Raw genomic sequence first — 16,608 nt, 5'->3', positions numbered from 1 at the left:
ACGCAACGGCTGCAACAGTCTGAAGGGTTGTGTCCGCTTTGTGGCCTTGTCGGCCGCTAATCGCTTTGTTAGTGCTCTGATACCGGTGTCAAAAACGAGTGTCTGCTTCTGACACCGGTGGCAAAAATCAAGATCTATGGCCGGAGGACGGCTTCGTGGGAAGGACGCGAAGCCGGAACGAAGGCCAAGGGCGGCGGTAACGCCGTCTCCAAATGGTCTCATCGGGAGGAGGTTCTATGTCCAAGAAAATCACGGGACGCGTGCGCGCCCTGCAATACGGCGTGTCCGCCGGCGCTTTGGCCCTGGCGATGGCGTTCGCCGGCGCGGCGACCGCGCAGACGGCTGACGCCCAAGTCGCGGCCCCGCCGGCCGACGAAGTCGAGGCCATCGTGGTCACCGGTTTCCGCAAGTCGCTCGATGCCGCGCTCAACGCCAAGCGCGAACTCGGTCTCGTCGGTCGATGTCATCGTCGCCGAAGACATCGCCAAGTTCCCCGATCAGAACCTCGCCGAGTCGCTGCAACGCGTTCCGGGCATCTCGATCGTCCGCGACGGCGGCGAAGGCCGCGCCATCACCGTCCGCGGCCTCGGCTCGCGCTTCACCCGCGTGCGGGTCAACGGCATGGAAGCCGTCGCCACCACCTCGGACGGCGCCAGCGCCAACCGCGAGCGCGGCTTCGACTTCAACGTCTTCGCTTCGGAGCTGTTCAGCTCGCTGGTCGTCCACAAGACCGCCGAGGCTTCGCTCGACGAAGGCTCTCTGGGCGCGGTCGTCGACCTGAACACCGGCAATCCGCTGGCCGGGAAGGACGGCTTCACGCTCGCCCTCAGCGCGCAGGGCCAATACAACAGCCTGAGCAAGGATCTCGGTCCGCGCCTGGCCGGCCTGGTCAACTACCGTCATCCGAGCGGCAAGTGGGGCGCGTCGATCTCGGCCGCCTATTCCCAGCAGGAACAGATCGAGTCGACCAACAACACGGTGCGCTGGGCCCAGGCCCGCTTCAACCGCGTGGGCTCGACCAACTGCTTCACCACGCAAAACAGCGGCGGCTCCTACGTGCCCAGCGCGGCCTGTAACGAAGTGGCGCTGGCCTTCCATCCTCGCATTCCGCGTTACGGCCAGGTCACCCATGATCGCGAGCGCCTGGGGCTGACCGGCAGCTTCCAGTATGCGCCGACCGACCGCACCAAGCTGTCGATCGACGGCCTGTATTCGAAGTACAGCGCCACCCGCAACGAGAAGTGGGCCGAGGTCCTGTTCCGCTCCAACGAGCGCTCGATCAACGTCCGCGACTACACGCTGGACAGCAACAACAACCTGATCAAAGGCACGTTCGACAACGCCTGGGTGCGCCTGGAGCACTACGAGCGCAAGCTGGACACCACGTTCTACCAACTCGGCGCCAACCTGACCCACGAGTTCTCGGACCGGTTCAAGATCCAGGGTCTGGCCGGCTTCTCGAAGTCTGACGCCGACATTCCGTATGAGACGACGATCATCTTCGACGACCGGGACGCCACCGGCTACAGCTACGACTACACCAACATGAAGAAGCCGGTGCTGGCGTTCGGCACCAGCATCAGCGATCCGACGAACTTCCAGTTCGCCGAATTCCGCGACCGTCCGTCGAATAACACCAACAAGTTCAAGACCGTTGGCCTGAATGGCGACTGGGCGATGAACGATGCGATCACGCTGAAGGGGGGAGCGTCGTTCCGTCAGTTCGATCTGAACCTGCGCGAAGGGGCCCGCGATTCGACCTACTGCGCGGCCTTCACCTGCGCGGCCGGAACCTATGGGCGCCGGTCACCTCGGCGCTGACCACGAACTTCACCCTGACCGGCGCGGAGGCGCCGGCTGGCACGACGACCAGCTGGGCGGCTCCGAACCTCGACGCGGCCGCGGCCCTGGTCAATCTCTACAGCCGTCCTCTCATCCAGCAGGCCGGTAACACCCGCGCCGTCACTGAGAAGGACACCGGCGCCTTCGTCCAAATGGACGTGAAGAGCCAGATCGGCGATCTCGACTACGCGCTGAACGCCGGCGTGCGGTACGTGAAGACCGAGCAGACCTCGACCGGCATCAACAGCGGCCAGACCGTCACCGTGGATCGCAGCTACGACGACTGGCTGCCGGCGGCTAACCTGGTGCTCTATCCGATGGAAAAGGTTATCCTGCGCGCCTCGGCCGCCAAGGTCATGACCCGCCCGAACCTAAGCTCGCTGACGCCCGGCGGTTCGGTGGACGGCTTCAACTATCGGGTCACCTCGGGCAACCCGCAGCTGAAGCCCTATCGCGCCAAGGCCTATGACGCTTCGGTCGAGTGGTACTTCGCCCGCGAGTTCGATCTTCTCGATCGCGGTCTTCAAGAAGGACATCGCCAGCTTCCCGCTCAGCACTTCGGTGCAGGGCACCTACGCGTCGACCGGTCTGCCGACTTCGCTGATCCTGGCCAGCTCGCCGGCGGCGGCCGATCCCGAAGGGCGTCCCTGGACGATCGGCACCACGATCGACGGCAAGGGCGCTTCCTTGAAGGGCGTCGAGTTCGCCGTGCAGGGGCCGTTCAGCTTCCTGCCGGGCTTCTGGTCGAACTTCGGCGGCATCGCCAACCTGACGCTGGTCGACTCCAACGTCGACTATCGGGTCAATGGCGCGGCCACCGCCGCCCCGACCGCGACGGGCAACTTCCCGATCCTGGTCGCGCGTAACGAAAGCGCGTCGCTGTTCGACCTGTCCAAGCGCGCGGTCAACGCCACGCTCTATTACGAGGCCGACAAGTTCAGCGCTCGGGCCTCGATCGCCTATCGCAGCGGCTATATCGACGCCGCCAGCGACACCGGCAACGTGTTCGAGGGCTACAACAGCTCCGTCAATGTCGACGCCTCGATGCGTTATCGCCTCAACGACAACTTCGAGGTTTCGCTGGAAGGCGTGAACCTGACGGACGAGTACCGCGACCGCTTCACCGACCTCGCGGCTGATCGCAACTACGAATACAACCACTTCGGCCGGACCATCATGTTCGGGGTCCGCTACAAGATGTAGTCACGCCGCAAGGCGTGAACGGGAAAGGCCGCCGGGTGACCGGCGGCCTTTTTCTTTGCGGGGACGGCCGGAGCGGAGGGTTACCTGGCGACCCCGTCGATCCAGGTCGCCGTGACGTTGAGCGCGTCGTCGAGCAGGCAGAGGTCGGCCGCGAAGCCGGGCGCGATCCTTCCCCGTTGACCTTCGAGGCCCAGGAACGCCGCAGGGGCGGCCGAGGCCATCATCACGGCGTCCTCCAGGCTGACGCCCAGCAGCGCGATGGCGTTGCGCACCGCGCCGGCCATGTCGAGGTCCGAGCCGGCCAGGGTGCCGTTCTCGTCGACGCAGACGCCGTCGCGCACGACGATCTCGCGACCCTGCAGGACGAAGCGCTTGTCGGTCATGCCCACGGTCGGCATCGCGTCGGTCACCAGCATGAAGCGGTCGAGCGGCCGGGCGCGCAGGGCAATCTTCAGAGTCACCGGATCGACGTGGCGGCCGTCGACGATGATTCCGGCCCAGGCTGTCTGGCTCTCCAGCGCCGCGCCCACCGCGCCCGGCTCGCGGCTGGTCAGCGGCGACATGGCGTTGAACAGGTGGGTGAAGCCGGTCAGGCCATGGTCCAGCGCCTGGCGCATGGTCTTGTAGAGCGCGTTGGTATGGCCGGCGGCGACGCGGACGCCGGCGTCGGCCAGGCGCTTGATCATGTCCGGCGTGGTGCGCTCGGGAGCCAGGGTGACCAGGGTCTTGCCGACTTTCAGCGAGGTCAGCAGGTCCAGGGCCTCGTCATCGATGACGCGGAACTTGCCCTCGTCGTGGATGCCCTTGCGCTTGGGGTTGAGGAACGGGCCTTCGATATGGACGCCCAGCACGCCGGGCACGCCCTGCGTGATGGCTTGCTCAGTGGCGCGCATGGCCTGGTCGACCACCGAGAGGTCGTCGCTGATCAGGGTCGGCAGGAAGCCGGTCGTGCCATAGGCCCTGTGGGCCGCGCCGATCGCGGCGATGGCCTCGGGCGTGGGTGAGTCGTTGAACAGCACGCCGCCGCCGCCATTGACCTGGGTGTCGATATAGCCGGGAACCAGCAGGCCGCCAGCCAGGTCGTGGGCTCGCGCGCCGGCCGGAATCGCGCCAGCGTCGACAATCGCGGCGATCACGCCGTTCTCGATCAGAATGGCCTTGTCTTCGACGACGCCGGCTTCCGTCAGGACGCGGCCATTTACAAGTGCAGCCTGCATCAGACGGTTTCAGTGACCTTGTTGAGGTGGGGCGGGCTGTCGGGATCGTAGCCGCGCGCGACCGAAAGCGCATTGGCCATTCGGTAGAAGCTCTGGATCATCAGGATCGGTTCGAGGACCGGATGACTGGCCAGGGTCGGCAGCGCGCCTGGCGTGGGGGCGCCGGGCCCGGCCAAAAGGACATCGGCGCCGCGCTCGCGCAGGCCTTCGGCCATCTCGTCGACGCTGGCGCGGCTCTCGTCGTTCTGGGCGAAGACCAGGGCCGGAAAGCCCGCCTTCACCAGGGCCATCGGACCATGCAGCACCTCGGCGGCGCTGAAGGCCTCGGCGTGCAGGCCGCAGGTCTCCTCGAACTTCAGGGCCGCCTCCAGGGCGACCGCGAAGCCGACGCCGCGCCCCAGGACATAGAGATTGCGGGCCGGCTTCAAGCGCTCGACGGCCGGGGTCCAGTCCAGCGTCCAGGCCTCGGCCAAGGCGGCCGGCAGGGCCGATAGCGCCTGGGTCAGCGCATCGTCCTGGGTCCAGGCGGCGATCAGCTGGGTGATCGCCACGAGAGCGGCGATGTAGGACTTGGTGGCCGCGACGCTGAGCTCGGGGCCGGCGTGCAGCGGGATCACCTCATCGGCCAGCTCGGCCAGAGGCGAGTCGACGACGTTGACCAGGGCCACCGCATAGGCGCCGGCGGCCTTGGCCGCCTTCATGGCCGCCAGCAGGTCGGGGCTCTTGCCCGACTGCGAGATGGCCAGAACCAGCGCGCCTTCCAGGTTGGGCGAGGCGTCATAGACCGAGCTGACCGACAGACCGGCCGAGGAGGTCAACACCCCGGCCTTGGTCTCGATCAGATAACGGGCGAAGGTCGCGGCGTGGTCGCTGCTGCCCCGGGCGCAGGTGACGACGACGCGCGGCGGGTTGGCGCGCAGGCGCTCGGCCAGGGCCTCGATCTTGCGGGCGTTGGCGGCCAGCTGGATCGCCGTGACCTCCGATGCCTGGCTGGCTTCCAGGAACATGCGCGTGGACTCTGGCGCGAGATTCCGGGCGCCGGGCCGCGTCTGCGCGGGGGTCTCGGGACGGGTCAAGACGGTCGCCTCCAAACTTTACTCCTCAGACTCCAAACGCTCGGGACTGGCGCTCACGACAGTGAGTTCAGTTCCGCGACGAAATCGTACGCATCGCCGCGATAGTAGGATTGCGTGACTTCCACCGCCCGGCCGTCGCGCAGGAAGCCGCGCCGCTCGATCAGTAGACCGGCGTCCTTGACGGGCACGCCCAGCAAGTCGGCCTGCTCGGCCTGGAACAACACCGCGCGCAGGCGCTGCAGGGCGCGCACGGGCCGGTGGCCGGTGCTCTCCAGCGCCTCGTACAGCGAGACGCCGACCACTTCGGTGGAGGGCAGGGCGAAGGCGGCGATCGTGGTGTACTCCACGGCCATCGGCGCGCCGTCGGCGTAGCGGATCCGGGCGAAACGATAGACCGGCGTGCCGGGCGACAGCCCCAGGGTCAGCGACTCCTCGGGAGTCACCTGGCCCTCGGCGCGGCTGATCCATTCGCTGCGCGGCACGCGTCCGCGCGAAATCATATCCTCGGTGAAGGACGAGAGCTTGGAAAAGCTCTTCTCGACGCGCGCGGCGACGAAGGTGCCCGCGCCCTGGCGGCGCGTCAGCAGGCCCTCGCTGACCAGGCCGTCCAGCGCCTTGCGAACCGTGATGCGCGAGACGCTGAACTCGTCCGCCAGATCGCGCTCGGCCGGCAGGGCGTCGTCGGGCGCCAAGACCTTCTTCTGGATGGCCTCGCGCAGGGCGCGCTGCAGCTGCCTGTAGAGGGGGGCATGATCGGCGGTGTCGAGCCGCCCGATCCGTTCAGCAAACGTCATTTACAGCCTCCCCCGACCAGATTTCTCCGCGCAAACCGGCGGCGCCCCTCAGTGAGCGTTGAATAGCATATGACCATTTTCATACCAATAAGAACGTGGTCTGCAATTGGTTTCTTTTTGGCCTTGTCATCCGAAAAATTTCCGTCACAGTTCTCTTCCGAGGCCTGAGAAGCGCCACTTTCTGCGGAACATCCCGGAAAATTGGTATCACATTGGGCTTCGGGGTTCGGCTCCGGTCCAGTAGGCCCGGCAAAAATGGGGAGAAGCCGAGTTATGTTTAATTTCCGCAAATCCGTGCTGGCTGTATCAGTCAGCGCCTTGGCCGTCATGGCCGCCGCGCCGGCCTTCGCGCAAGACAACACCGCCGTGGAAGAGGTGGTTGTCACCGGCATCCGCGCCTCGCTGCTGCAGTCCATCGAGTTCCAAGCGCCGCGCCGACGCCATCGTCGACGTCGTCACCGCCGAGGATGTGGGCAAGTTCCCGAGCAGCAACGTCGCCGAAGCCCTGACCATCGTGCCCGGCGTCACCGTCGACCGCGCCTTCGGTCAAGGCGAGAAGGTCAGCATCCTGGGCACCGACCCGGCGCTGAACCGCACTCTGCTCAACGGCCAGACCGTGGCGTCCGCCGACTGGTTCATCCTGGATTCTCCGGGTCGCACGTTCAACTACGCCCTTCTGGCCCCGCAGATCGTCGGCAAGGTCGAGGTCTTCAAGTCGCCCGAAGCGCGCATCGACGAAGGCAGCATCGGCGGCACGGTCATCGTCAACACCCGCAAGCCGTTGGATCTGAAGGCCGGCCTCGTTGCTGGCGCGGTGAGCTATCTCTACAATGATCGCTCCAAGAAGGGCGACGCCCAGGGCTCGCTGCTCCTGAGCTGGAAGAACGACGCCCAGACCTTCGGCGCCAGCTTCTCGGTCCAGCGGGCCGAGGACCAGTTGCGTCGCGACGGCGTCGAGAGCTACGGCACCATGGCCGCCAACCAGTGGGCCGGCGGCAATCCGGACAACCCGGTCGACTCGCGGACCAAGGGCTGCACCGGCTCGTGCGCCACGACCCTGACCTCGAACCTGACGGCCCGGAGCCCGAACGCCTTCGGCGCCTCGTACTTCGAGCAGGACCGCACCCGCACCACCTACACCACGGCCCTGCAGTGGAAGCCGACCGACGCCCTGTCGTTCGACTTCAACTGGATGAAGATCAAGGCCGACTACGACAACACCAACCAGTCGATGTACGCCTTCCAGGGCAACACCTGGAACAGCTTGGGCGCCCTGACGGACCTGACGGTCAATAACGGCGTCGTCACCAAGGCCTCGTTCAACAACGCGCTGAGCGTGCTGGACGTGCAGTACCGCGAAGCCGAGCTGAACTCCGACACCTACCACCTGAAGGGCCAGTACAAGGCCGACGGCTGGGATCTGTCGGGCGAGATCGGCAAGTCGACCGCCGACGGCGGCACCAAGCGTCAGGTGTTCCTCGAGTTCCTGAACTGGGCCAACTACACCGTCGACATCTCCGGCGCGCCCAAGAGCCCCGGCAGCCTGACCTACACGACCAACGTCATGGGCAATCCGTCGGCCTTCGCGACCGATCCGGGCTGGAGCGGCAACCTGGTCAGCAAGCCAACCAGCGACGAGGAGAAGTACGCCCAGCTCGACCTGGGTAAGGACTTCGACGGCGTTATCCAGCGCGTCCAGGTCGGCTACAAGCGTCGTGAGCACCAGACCGGCCAGCAGTATTCGGGCATCGCCATCACCGGCGTCGCGGCCCCGGCCTCGCTGTTCGACCCGTCGACCGTGCCCAGCAACTATCTGAAGGGTTTCGACGGCGTCGGCGAGCAGATGGCGAACCGCTTCCGCATCGATGGCCAGTCGATGGTCTCGTACGTCGACAGCGGCAAGTGGCTGGCTCCGGGCGCCTCGATGCCCAAGCCGTCGATCTTCGCCGCCGCCGAGTTCACGGCCGGCAACTGGAACATCCAGGAAAACATCGACGCGCTGTACGCCCAGGCCAACTTCAAGGCCGACAACGTCCGCGGCAACTTCGGCGTCCGCTACGTGAAGACCTCGGTCGACAGCGCCGGCTATGTCTGCAAGCCCGGCGCGGCCTGCAACGCCGCCGCCGACTGGACCTGGGCGACGACGAAGAAGAGCTACGACAACGTCCTGCCGAGCGTGAACATCATCGTCGACGCCCGCGAGGACCTGGTGTTCCGCTTCGCGGCCGCCCAGGTGATCGCCCGCCCGAACTACGCCGACATGACCAACTACTTCTGGCTGTCGGACGGCATCCTGACGGGCGGCGGCGGCAATCCGAACCTGGAGCCCTACAAGTCGAGCAACGTCAACGCCTCGGCCGAGTGGTACTTCCAGCCGCAAGCGATCCTGTCGGCCGAAGTGTTCTACAAGGACATCTCGAACTACATCCTGACCCGCACGCAGCCGGAATCGTACTTCAACCAGTCGCAAGGCAAGGTCACGACCTATCAGATCAGCCGTCCGTTCAACGCGGGCTCGGCCGAGGTGAAGGGCTTGGCGGTCGCCTACCAGCAGAACTTCGCCTACGGTTTCGGCCTGCTGGCCAACTACACCTACGCCGACGGCTCCGGCCAGGGCGGGGCGCCGCTGCCGTACAACTCGAAGAACCAGATCAACGTCAGCCCCTTCTACGAACATGGTCCGTTCTCGGCCCGGGCGACGTTCAACTGGCGCTCGAAGTACTTCACGGGCGTCGACCGCGGCGACGACATGTTCGTCAAGGCGTCGAAGACGCTGGACGCGACGGTCGGCTACGCGATCAACCAGAACATCACCATGTCGGTGTCCGGCCAGAACCTGCTGGACAGCGAGTACTACGCCTACGCCAACACCACGGCCCTGCCGCGCGGCGTCTATCGCACGGGCCGCAAGCTGCAGGCCACGCTGAACGTGGCCTTCTAGGCCGCTCGGCGGCGGGGGCTCCTCACGGGGCCTCCGCCACCACGGCGCATTGATCGAACCCCTCCTGACTGCAAGCATGGAGCTGGGGCGGGGCGGCCTGGCTGTCCCGCCCGCTTTTTGCCGCCTGTTCCCCCGCGAGGCCGCGTGACCAAGACTCCGCTGCGCACCATCGCCGTTTCGGCGGTTGTTCTGGCTTCCGCGCTCGCGACGAGCGCCCTGGCCGACTCCGCCGGCCTGACCCTGACCCCCGCGCCGGCCAAGGCGGTTCGCGCCGAAGGGGCCTTCCAGCTGTCCGCCGCCACCCGCATCCACGTCGCCAAGGGTGATGTCGAGGCCAAGGGTGTCGCCACCCAACTCGCCGACCTGATCCAGCGCTCTCGCGGTTTCAAGCCCGGCGTGATCGAGGGGGCGCCCGCCGCCGGCGAGCCCGCCATCGTCTTGACCCGCGAAGGACCTGCGGGCGAGGCCTACAAGCTGGACGTCTCGCCGACATCCGTCACCATCGCCGCCGCCAGGCGCGCGGGCCTGTTCTACGGCGCCATGTCGCTGTGGCAGCTGGCGACGCCGGACGCGGCCAAGGGGCCGGTCGCCTTGCCCGCCGCGTCGATCGAGGACGCCCCGCGCTTCGCCTGGCGCGGCCTGATGGTCGACAGCGCGCGCCACGTCCAGTCGCTGGACACGCTGAAGGCGGTCATAGACGCCATGGCGGCCCACAAGCTCAACACCTTCCACTGGCACCTGGTCGACGACCAGGGCTGGCGGCTGGAGATCAAGAAGTATCCGAAGCTGACCCAGGTCGGCGCCTGGCGCACCGATCCGGGCGCGGCGCGCGGCTATCCGAAGTACGGGGGCTTCTACACCCAGGATCAGGCCCGTGAGCTGGTGGCCTACGCCGCCGCCCGTAACATCACCGTGGTGCCGGAGATCGAGACTCCCGGGCACGCCCTGGCGCCGATCGTCGCCTACCCCTCGCTCGGCACGGCCGCGCCGGACGCCAGCAAGATGGGCGACTGGGGCGTGTTCCCCTGGCTCTACAACACCGACGACGCGACCTTCGCCTTTCTCGACGACGTGCTGAACGAGGTGATGGACATCTTCCCTTCGACCTTCATCCATGTCGGCGGCGACGAGGCGGTCAAGGATCAGTGGAAGGCCAGCCCCAGGATCCAGGCCAAGATCAAGGACCTGGGGCTCAAGGACGAGCATGAGCTGCAGAGCTGGTTCATTCAGCGGGTCGGCAAGTCGCTGAACAAGCGCGGCCGCCGCCTGATCGGATGGGACGAGATCCTGGAAGGGGGTCTCGCCCCCAACGCCACGGTCATGTCCTGGCGCGGCATCGACGGCGCCATCGCCGCCGCCAAGCAGGGCCATGACACGGTGCTGTCGCCGCATCCGGTGCTTTATCTCGACAACCGCCAGAGCCAGTCGCCGGAAGAGCCGACCGGTCGCGGCCACGTCTCCAGCCTGAAGGACGTCTACGCCTTCGATCCGGCCCCGGCCCAGCTGACCCCGGACGAGCGCGAGCACATCCTGGGCGTCCAGGCCAATGTCTGGACCGAGCACATGCAGACCGACCAGCGCATGGAGCTGATGGCCTTCCCGCGCGCCGTGGCCCTGGCCGAGCGCGGCTGGTCGTCTGAAGCGGACGCGAACTGGGACGACTTCGCCCGCCGGTTGCCGGCCGAGATGGCCCGCCTGAAGATCCTGGGCGTCGCGGCGAACACCGTGCCGTTCGAGCCGCAAGGCTCGCCGTCGGAGGGCGAGAGCGGCAAGACCAATCTGGTTCTCTCGACCGGCCTTGGCGTCGGCGAGATACGCTACACCACCGACGGCAAGGCCCCGACGGCGGCCTCCAGCGTCTATGCGGGCGCCCTGGCGCTGACCAGCGGCGCGACGGTGAAGGCCCAGACCTTCGTCGAAGGCCAGGCCCTGGGCCGCGCGCGGTCCTGGACCATCACGCCGGCCCTGCTGGACACTCGCGTCAGTGGCCAGCTGAAGGCCTGCACCGAGAAGGTGCCCTTGACGCTGATCGACGACGCGCCCGCCGCCTTCGACAAGCGGCCGATGATGTATGTCGACATCTTCAACCCCTGCTGGATCTGGGAAGGCGCCAAGCTGGACAAGGGCGCGGTGCTGACCGCGCGGATCACCCAGATCCCGTTCAACTTCCAGGTCGGCAAGGACCGCGACAACATTCCGCTCCACCCGCCCGCCACGCCAGGCGGAGAGCTGGAGGTGCGGCTAGGCTGTACGGGCGAGCGCATCGCCGCCATCCCGCTGGGCGACGCCGCCAGGAATCCGGGCCTGTCGACGGTCACCGCCCGCTTGCCCGCCCGCGCGGGCCAGGCGGACTTGTGCCTGACCTTCACCTCGAAGACCCTCGATCCCTTCTGGGTGATCGAGCGCGTGACCCTGAAGTCCCAATAAGCGTTCCAGACAGAGTAGCGCCCCGTGTCCAACCTCGTACTCTCCGCGCCGCTCAAGGGCTGGATCGCGCCGCTCGACGAGACCCCCGACGCGGTGTTCGCCGAGCGGATGCTGGGCGACGGCCTGGCCATCGATCCGTTCGGCTCGACCCTGCACGCCCCCTGCGACGCGGTGGTCGCCACCGTCCACCGCGCCCGCCACGCCGTGACCCTGCGCGCGGCCAACGGGGCCGAGATCCTGATGCACGTGGGTCTTGAGACCGTGGCCCTGAATGGCGAAGGCTTCAGCGTCTTCGTCAAGGAAGGCCAGAGCGTGAAGGCCGGCGACAAGCTGCTGGGCTTTGACATCGACCTCCTGGCCCAGCGCGCCCGAAGCCTGATCACCCCCGTGGTGATCACCAATCCGGACGCCTTCGAGATCGTCCGCCGCGACCAGGACCTCGAGGTGTCGGTCGGCGACTTCCTGATGGAGCTGGCGCCGATCGGCGGAACGGCCGCCGCCGGCCTGGTGAGCGACGGCGAGGTCGCGCGCGCGGTCATTGTTCCCCTGGTCCACGGCGTTCACGCCCGTCCGGCCGCCCGCATCGCCGAGACGGCCCGCAAGTTCGTGGCCGAAGTCGCCCTGGTGGCGGTCAACCGCCGCGCCAGCGCCAAGAGCCCGGTCGGCGTCATGTCCCTGGCCATCCGCCACGGCGACACCATCCAAGTCGTGGCTTCCGGCATGGACGCGGAGGCGGCGATCCGGGCGGTGGCTGAACTAATCGAGGGCGGCATGGGCGAAGGCGGGTCGGTTCCCGCCGATGGCCTCGCCACCGCGCCGGCCGCCGTGACGTCGGAGCCGACCGCGCCGGTCGAACTGCCGCGCGATGGCGTGCTGAAGGGCGTACTGGCTGCGCCGGGCCTGGCCATCGGCAAGGCCGTGCGCCTGGCCGCCGCCGACATCGTCGTGCGCGAGCAGGGCGAGGGGACCGCCCACGAGGAGGCCGCTCTGGCCGCCGCCCTCGAACGTGGTCCGCGCTCGCATCGAGAAGAACGCCGCCAAGGGGGACAAGGCCCGCAAGGCCATCCTCGGCGCCCACCTGGCCTTTCTGGAAGACCCCGAGCTGGGGGGCGGCGCCCGCCGCCTGATCGGCGAGGGCAAGAGCGCCGGCTTCGCCTGGCGCAAGGCGGTCGGCGGCTATGTCGAGGCTCTGCGCGGCCTGGGCGACCGCCGCCTGGCCGAACGCGTCGATGACCTCGTGGATCTTGAACGCCAGGTGCTGCGCGCCCTGTCGGGTGAAGAGGATGAAGGCCCGGTCCTGCCGCCCGGCTCGATCCTGCTGGCCGACGAACTGCTGCCCTCGCAGCTGATGGGCGTCGATCCCAGCGCCGTGGCTGGCTTCGCCACCGCGCGCGGCGGCCCGACCTCGCACGTCGCCATCCTGGCCGCCGCAATGGGCATCCCGGCGATGGTCGCCCTGGGCGGCGCGCTGCTCAAGGTCAAGGACGGCGCGACGCTGATCCTCAACGCCGACAGCGGGGTCTTGCGTGTCGCGCCCGACGCGCCGGCCCTCGAAGCCGCCCAGACAGCCCTGGCCGAACGTCAGGCGCGCAAGGCCGCCGCCCAGGCCGCCGCGCACGATCCTTGCGTGACCAAGGACGGCGTCCGTATCGAGGTCTTCGCCAACACGGGCTCGCTGAACGACGCCCTGGCCGCCCTGGCCAATGGCGCAGAGGGCTCGGGCCTGCTGCGCACCGAGTTCCTGTTCCTGGACCGCGAGACCCCGCCCGACGAGGACGAGCAGGCTCGCCAGTACCAGGCCATCGCCTCGGCCCTGGAGGGCAAGCCGCTGATCATCCGCACCCTGGATGTCGGCGGCGACAAGGCCGCGCCCTACCTGCCGATCCCGGCCGAGGAGAACCCCGCCTTGGGCCTGCGCGGGGTCCGCGTCAGCCTGTGGCGTCCGCATCTGCTGAAGAACTCGGTTGCGGGCCATCCTGCGTGTTCGACCACTCGGTCAGTGCAAGATCATGGTCCCGATGATCGCCAGCCTGGACGAGCTGCGCGCCGTCCGCGCCGTGCTGGATGAGGCCAAGCGCGAGATGGGCGTCGCCGACAAGGTCGAGCTGGGGGTGATGATCGAGACCCCGGCCGCCGCTGTGACCGCCGACCTGCTCGCCGCCGAGGCCGACTTTCTGTCGATCGGCACCAACGACCTGACCCAGTACGTGCTGGCCATGGACCGGGGCAATCCCGAGCTGGCGGCCCGCATCGACGCCCTGCACCCGGCGGTGCTGCGGATGATCGACCAGACCTGCAAGGGCGCGGCCAGGCATCATCGGTGGGTCGGCGTCTGCGGCGGGCTGGCGTCCGACGTCGCCGCCACCCCGATCCTGCTGGGCCTGGGGGTGACCGAGCTTTCGACCACGGCCTCGATCGCGCCCGAGGTGAAGGCCCGGGTCCGTGGCCTTTCTCTTGAAGCTTGCCGTGGCCTCGCGGCCCAGGCCTTGGACCAGGCCTCGCCCGAGGCGGTCCGCGCCCTCGTGAAATCCTTCGGAGCCTGAACCCGATGAAGTCTCCGCTCGAGATCCTTCAGCCCTTGGGCCGGGCCCTGATGTTGCCGATCGCGGTGCTGCCGGTGGCGGCGCTGCTGCTGCGCGTCGGCCAGATCGACCTGCTGGGCGCGCCGGGGCTGGCCGTCATCACCCACGGCGTCTCGCTGAGCATCGCCAATGTCTTCGCCGCCGCCGGCGGCGCGATCTTTGGCAGCCTGGGCCTGATCTTCGCCATTGGCGTGGCCGTGGGTCTGGCCAGGGAGAATCATGGCGCGGCGGGCCTGGCCGGCGTCGTCTGCTACGTGATCGCCACCAAGGGCGTCGACGCCCTGATGGTCGTCCCTCCCGAGGTCGCCGCCAAGGTGGTCGCCGAGGCCAAGGACCTGACGGCGGCGGCCTGGAAGGCCAAGGAGATCGGCAAGCTGTCGATCCCCGTCGGCATCCTGTCGGGCGTGATCAGCGGCTGGCTCTACAACCGCTACAGCGACATCAAGCTGCCGGAGTACCTGGCTTTCTTCGGCGGCCGTCGGTTCGTGCCGATCGTGGCCGGCCTGGCGGGCGTGATCCTGGCCCTGATCTTCGGCTCGTGCTGGGGCGCTCTGGAGGCCGGCGTCGACGGGCTGAGCCATCTGGTCACGGCGTCGGGCAATGTCGGTCTGTTCGTCTTCGGCCTATTCAACCGCCTGCTGATCGTCACCGGCCTGCACCATATCCTCAACAACGTGGTCTGGTTCATCCTGGGCGACTTCAATGGCGTCACTGGCGACCTCAACCGCTTCGCCGCCGGCGACAAGACCGCCGGCGCGTTCATGAGCGGCTTCTTCCCGGTGATGATGTTCGGCCTGCCGGCCGCGTGCCTGGCCATGCTGCACACCGCCAAGCCCGAGCGGCGCAAGGCCGTCGCCGGCATGCTGGGCTCGCTGGCCCTGACCTCGTTCCTGACCGGGGTGACCGAGCCGATCGAGTTCAGCTTCATGTTCCTGGCCCCGGCGCTGTTCGCGATCCACGCGGTGCTGACGGGCCTGTCGATGGCCCTCATGAACATTCTCGACGTGAAGCTGGGCTTCGGCTTCTCGGCGGGCCTGTTCGACTATGTGCTGAACTTCAACAAGGCCACGCACCCGCTGCTGCTGATCCCGGTCGGTCTGGTCTATGGCGCGATCTACTATGGCGTCTTCCGCTTCGCGATCCTCCGCTTCGACCTCAAGACCCCTGGCCGCGAGGACGAGGAGGCCGTCGCCGTCGAGACCGTCACCACTGGCGGCGGCCGGGGCGCGGACTTCGTGGCGGCCTTGGGCGGCGCGGGCAACCTGACCAGCGTCGACGCCTGCACCACCCGCCTGCGCCTGATCGTCGTCGACCAGGGCGCGGTCAGCGAACCGGCTCTGAAGGCCCTCGGCGCGCGCGGTATCGTCAAGCCCTCCGACAAGGCGCTGCAAGTCGTTCTGGGCCCGATCGCCGACAGCGTCGCCGGCGAGATCCGCGCAGCCCTGAGCCGAGGTGACGCGAGGGCGCCCGCGCCCGCGACGCCCGCGGTCGCCAGGGCCGCCCCCGCGGCGGCGCCCAGCATCGACGACGACCGCAAGGCCGAGAAGCTGCTGAGCGCCCTGGGCGGGCCCACGAACCTGAGAAGTGTCGGGACCTGCTCCAGTCGTCTGCGCCTGGTCGTCGCCGACCAGGGCGCGGTCAGCGAACCGGCGCTGAAGGCCCTGGGCGCGCGCGGCGTGGTCCGGGTCGGCGAACACGTCGTCCACGTCGTGCTGGGTCCCGACGCCGAGCGCGTCGGCGAAGCGGTGCGCCGCCAGTTGCCCTAGCTAGAACAGATGGGCCTTGAAGAAGGCCGCCGAGCGGGCGTTGGCGAGCTTGGCGTCGGCCTCGTCATAGTGGTCGCCGCCGGGCCGGGCGAAGGCGTGGTTGCGGCCGGGATAGGTGTGGATCTGGATGAGCGGATGGCCGTCCAGGGCGTCATGGATCTTCGCCTGGGCCTCCTTGCCGATATATTCATCTTCGCCGGCCAAGTGCATCAGCAGCGGCTTCTTGATGCGCGCGCCCTCGGCCACGTAGTTGTCGGTCCCGCCGCCGTAATAGACCACGCCGACATCGGCGTCGCTGGCCGCCATGGTACGGAACGTCATCAGTCCGCCCAGGCAGTAACCGGTCACCCCGACCTTGCCGTTGGCGCCGTCGATCGTCCGCGCGGCCTTGATCGTGGCGACCACGTCCTGGACGCCCTTGTCGAAGTCGAAGCGGTTGTAGAAGCCGAAGGCCTTCTCCCAGTTTTCGGGCGAGGCCTCGGACATCGCCAGGCCGGGTTCAAAGCGCCAGAAGAGGTCGGGGGCGATGACGATATAGCCCTGGGCGGCCAGCTCGCCGGCGATCTGCTTTATGCCGTCATTGACGCCAAAGATCTCCTGAATGAGGACGATGGCCGGGGCGGGCTCCGAACGGGGACGCGCCACCAGGGCCTGGAAGTCGCCATCGGGGACAGTGATGGTCAGATACTCGGACACGGTCGCGCTCCTGCGGCGGATCTGGGGATGCCGCGAGTTTCGACCTTGGCGCGCGCCCACGCTT

General features: G+C 67.8%; 9 protein-coding genes and 3 pseudogenes. 7 read left to right on the top strand and 5 right to left on the bottom strand.

Annotated features, from left to right (window positions below; all coding sequences use genetic code 11):
- Positions 1-417: 417 nt before the first annotated feature.
- The 3 genes and pseudogenes from ACHMW8_RS04295 to ACHMW8_RS04285 all read left to right on the top strand — a co-directional run bounded on the left by ACHMW8_RS04295 (position 418) and on the right by ACHMW8_RS04285 (position 3,045).
- Positions 418-1,821, top strand: coding sequence for a TonB-dependent receptor plug domain-containing protein (locus ACHMW8_RS04295; RefSeq protein ID WP_395444857.1), 1,404 nt, complete (start codon positions 418-420; stop codon positions 1,819-1,821).
- Positions 1,764-2,276, top strand: a pseudogene (locus tag ACHMW8_RS04290) (TonB-dependent receptor domain-containing protein); the annotation flags it as partial. The gene ACHMW8_RS04295 and the pseudogene ACHMW8_RS04290, both read left to right, overlap by 58 nt.
- 31 nt (positions 2,277-2,307) lie before the next feature.
- Positions 2,308-3,045: a TonB-dependent receptor domain-containing protein gene (locus ACHMW8_RS04285; protein WP_395444856.1), complete on the top strand. Its 738-nt coding sequence runs from the start codon at positions 2,308-2,310 to the stop codon at positions 3,043-3,045.
- A gap of 80 nt (positions 3,046-3,125) precedes the next feature.
- On the opposite strand, the gene nagA is transcribed toward ACHMW8_RS04285, so the two are convergent.
- The 4 genes from nagA to ACHMW8_RS04265 all read right to left on the bottom strand — a co-directional run bounded on the left by nagA (position 3,126) and on the right by ACHMW8_RS04265 (position 6,280).
- Entirely contained in the window at positions 3,126-4,262 is a 1,137-nt protein-coding gene (nagA, locus tag ACHMW8_RS04280) for an N-acetylglucosamine-6-phosphate deacetylase (protein WP_395444855.1), read from the bottom strand.
- Positions 4,262-5,353 (bottom strand): SIS domain-containing protein, encoded by a 1,092-nt coding sequence (locus ACHMW8_RS04275; protein WP_395444854.1) that lies wholly within the window; start codon positions 5,351-5,353, stop codon positions 4,262-4,264. The genes nagA and ACHMW8_RS04275 overlap by 1 nt, the downstream gene beginning before the upstream one ends.
- Before the next feature lie 38 nt (positions 5,354-5,391).
- Positions 5,392-6,132 carry a GntR family transcriptional regulator gene (locus ACHMW8_RS04270; protein WP_125155230.1) on the bottom strand — a complete coding sequence of 247 codons (741 nt, stop codon included), beginning with the start codon at positions 6,130-6,132 and terminating at the stop codon, positions 5,392-5,394.
- Between the two features lie 79 nt (positions 6,133-6,211).
- Positions 6,212-6,280, bottom strand: a complete 69-nt coding sequence (locus tag ACHMW8_RS04265; protein ID WP_125155823.1) for a hypothetical protein — start codon at positions 6,278-6,280, stop codon at positions 6,212-6,214.
- A 125-nt stretch (positions 6,281-6,405) separates the two neighbouring features.
- On the opposite strand from ACHMW8_RS04265, the pseudogene ACHMW8_RS04260 reads away from it, so the two are divergent.
- From ACHMW8_RS04260 to nagE, 4 genes and pseudogenes are all read left to right on the top strand, one after another.
- Positions 6,406-9,073 (top strand): annotated as a pseudogene (locus ACHMW8_RS04260) (TonB-dependent receptor).
- 144 nt (positions 9,074-9,217) lie between these two features.
- Positions 9,218-11,500, top strand: coding sequence for a family 20 glycosylhydrolase (locus ACHMW8_RS04255; RefSeq protein WP_395444853.1), 2,283 nt, complete (start codon positions 9,218-9,220; stop codon positions 11,498-11,500).
- A 24-nt stretch (positions 11,501-11,524) separates the two neighbouring features.
- Positions 11,525-14,043, top strand: a pseudogene (ptsP, locus tag ACHMW8_RS04250) (phosphoenolpyruvate--protein phosphotransferase).
- Positions 14,044-14,048: 5 nt separating this feature from the next.
- A complete protein-coding gene (nagE, locus tag ACHMW8_RS04245; RefSeq protein WP_395444852.1) occupies positions 14,049-15,848 on the top strand; it encodes an N-acetylglucosamine-specific PTS transporter subunit IIBC in 1,800 nt (599 codons plus the stop codon).
- Here nagE and ACHMW8_RS04240 read toward each other — a convergent pair whose 3' ends face one another.
- A complete protein-coding gene (locus tag ACHMW8_RS04240; RefSeq protein WP_395444851.1) occupies positions 15,849-16,544 on the bottom strand; it encodes a dienelactone hydrolase family protein in 696 nt (231 codons plus the stop codon). It lies immediately after the preceding gene.
- Positions 16,545-16,608: the final 64 nt, after the last annotated feature.

The organism is Caulobacter sp. UC70_42, assembly GCF_044056025.1.
GTDB lineage: Bacteria > Pseudomonadota > Alphaproteobacteria > Caulobacterales > Caulobacteraceae > Caulobacter.
This window is presented reverse-complemented; position numbering and strand designations above follow the sequence as displayed.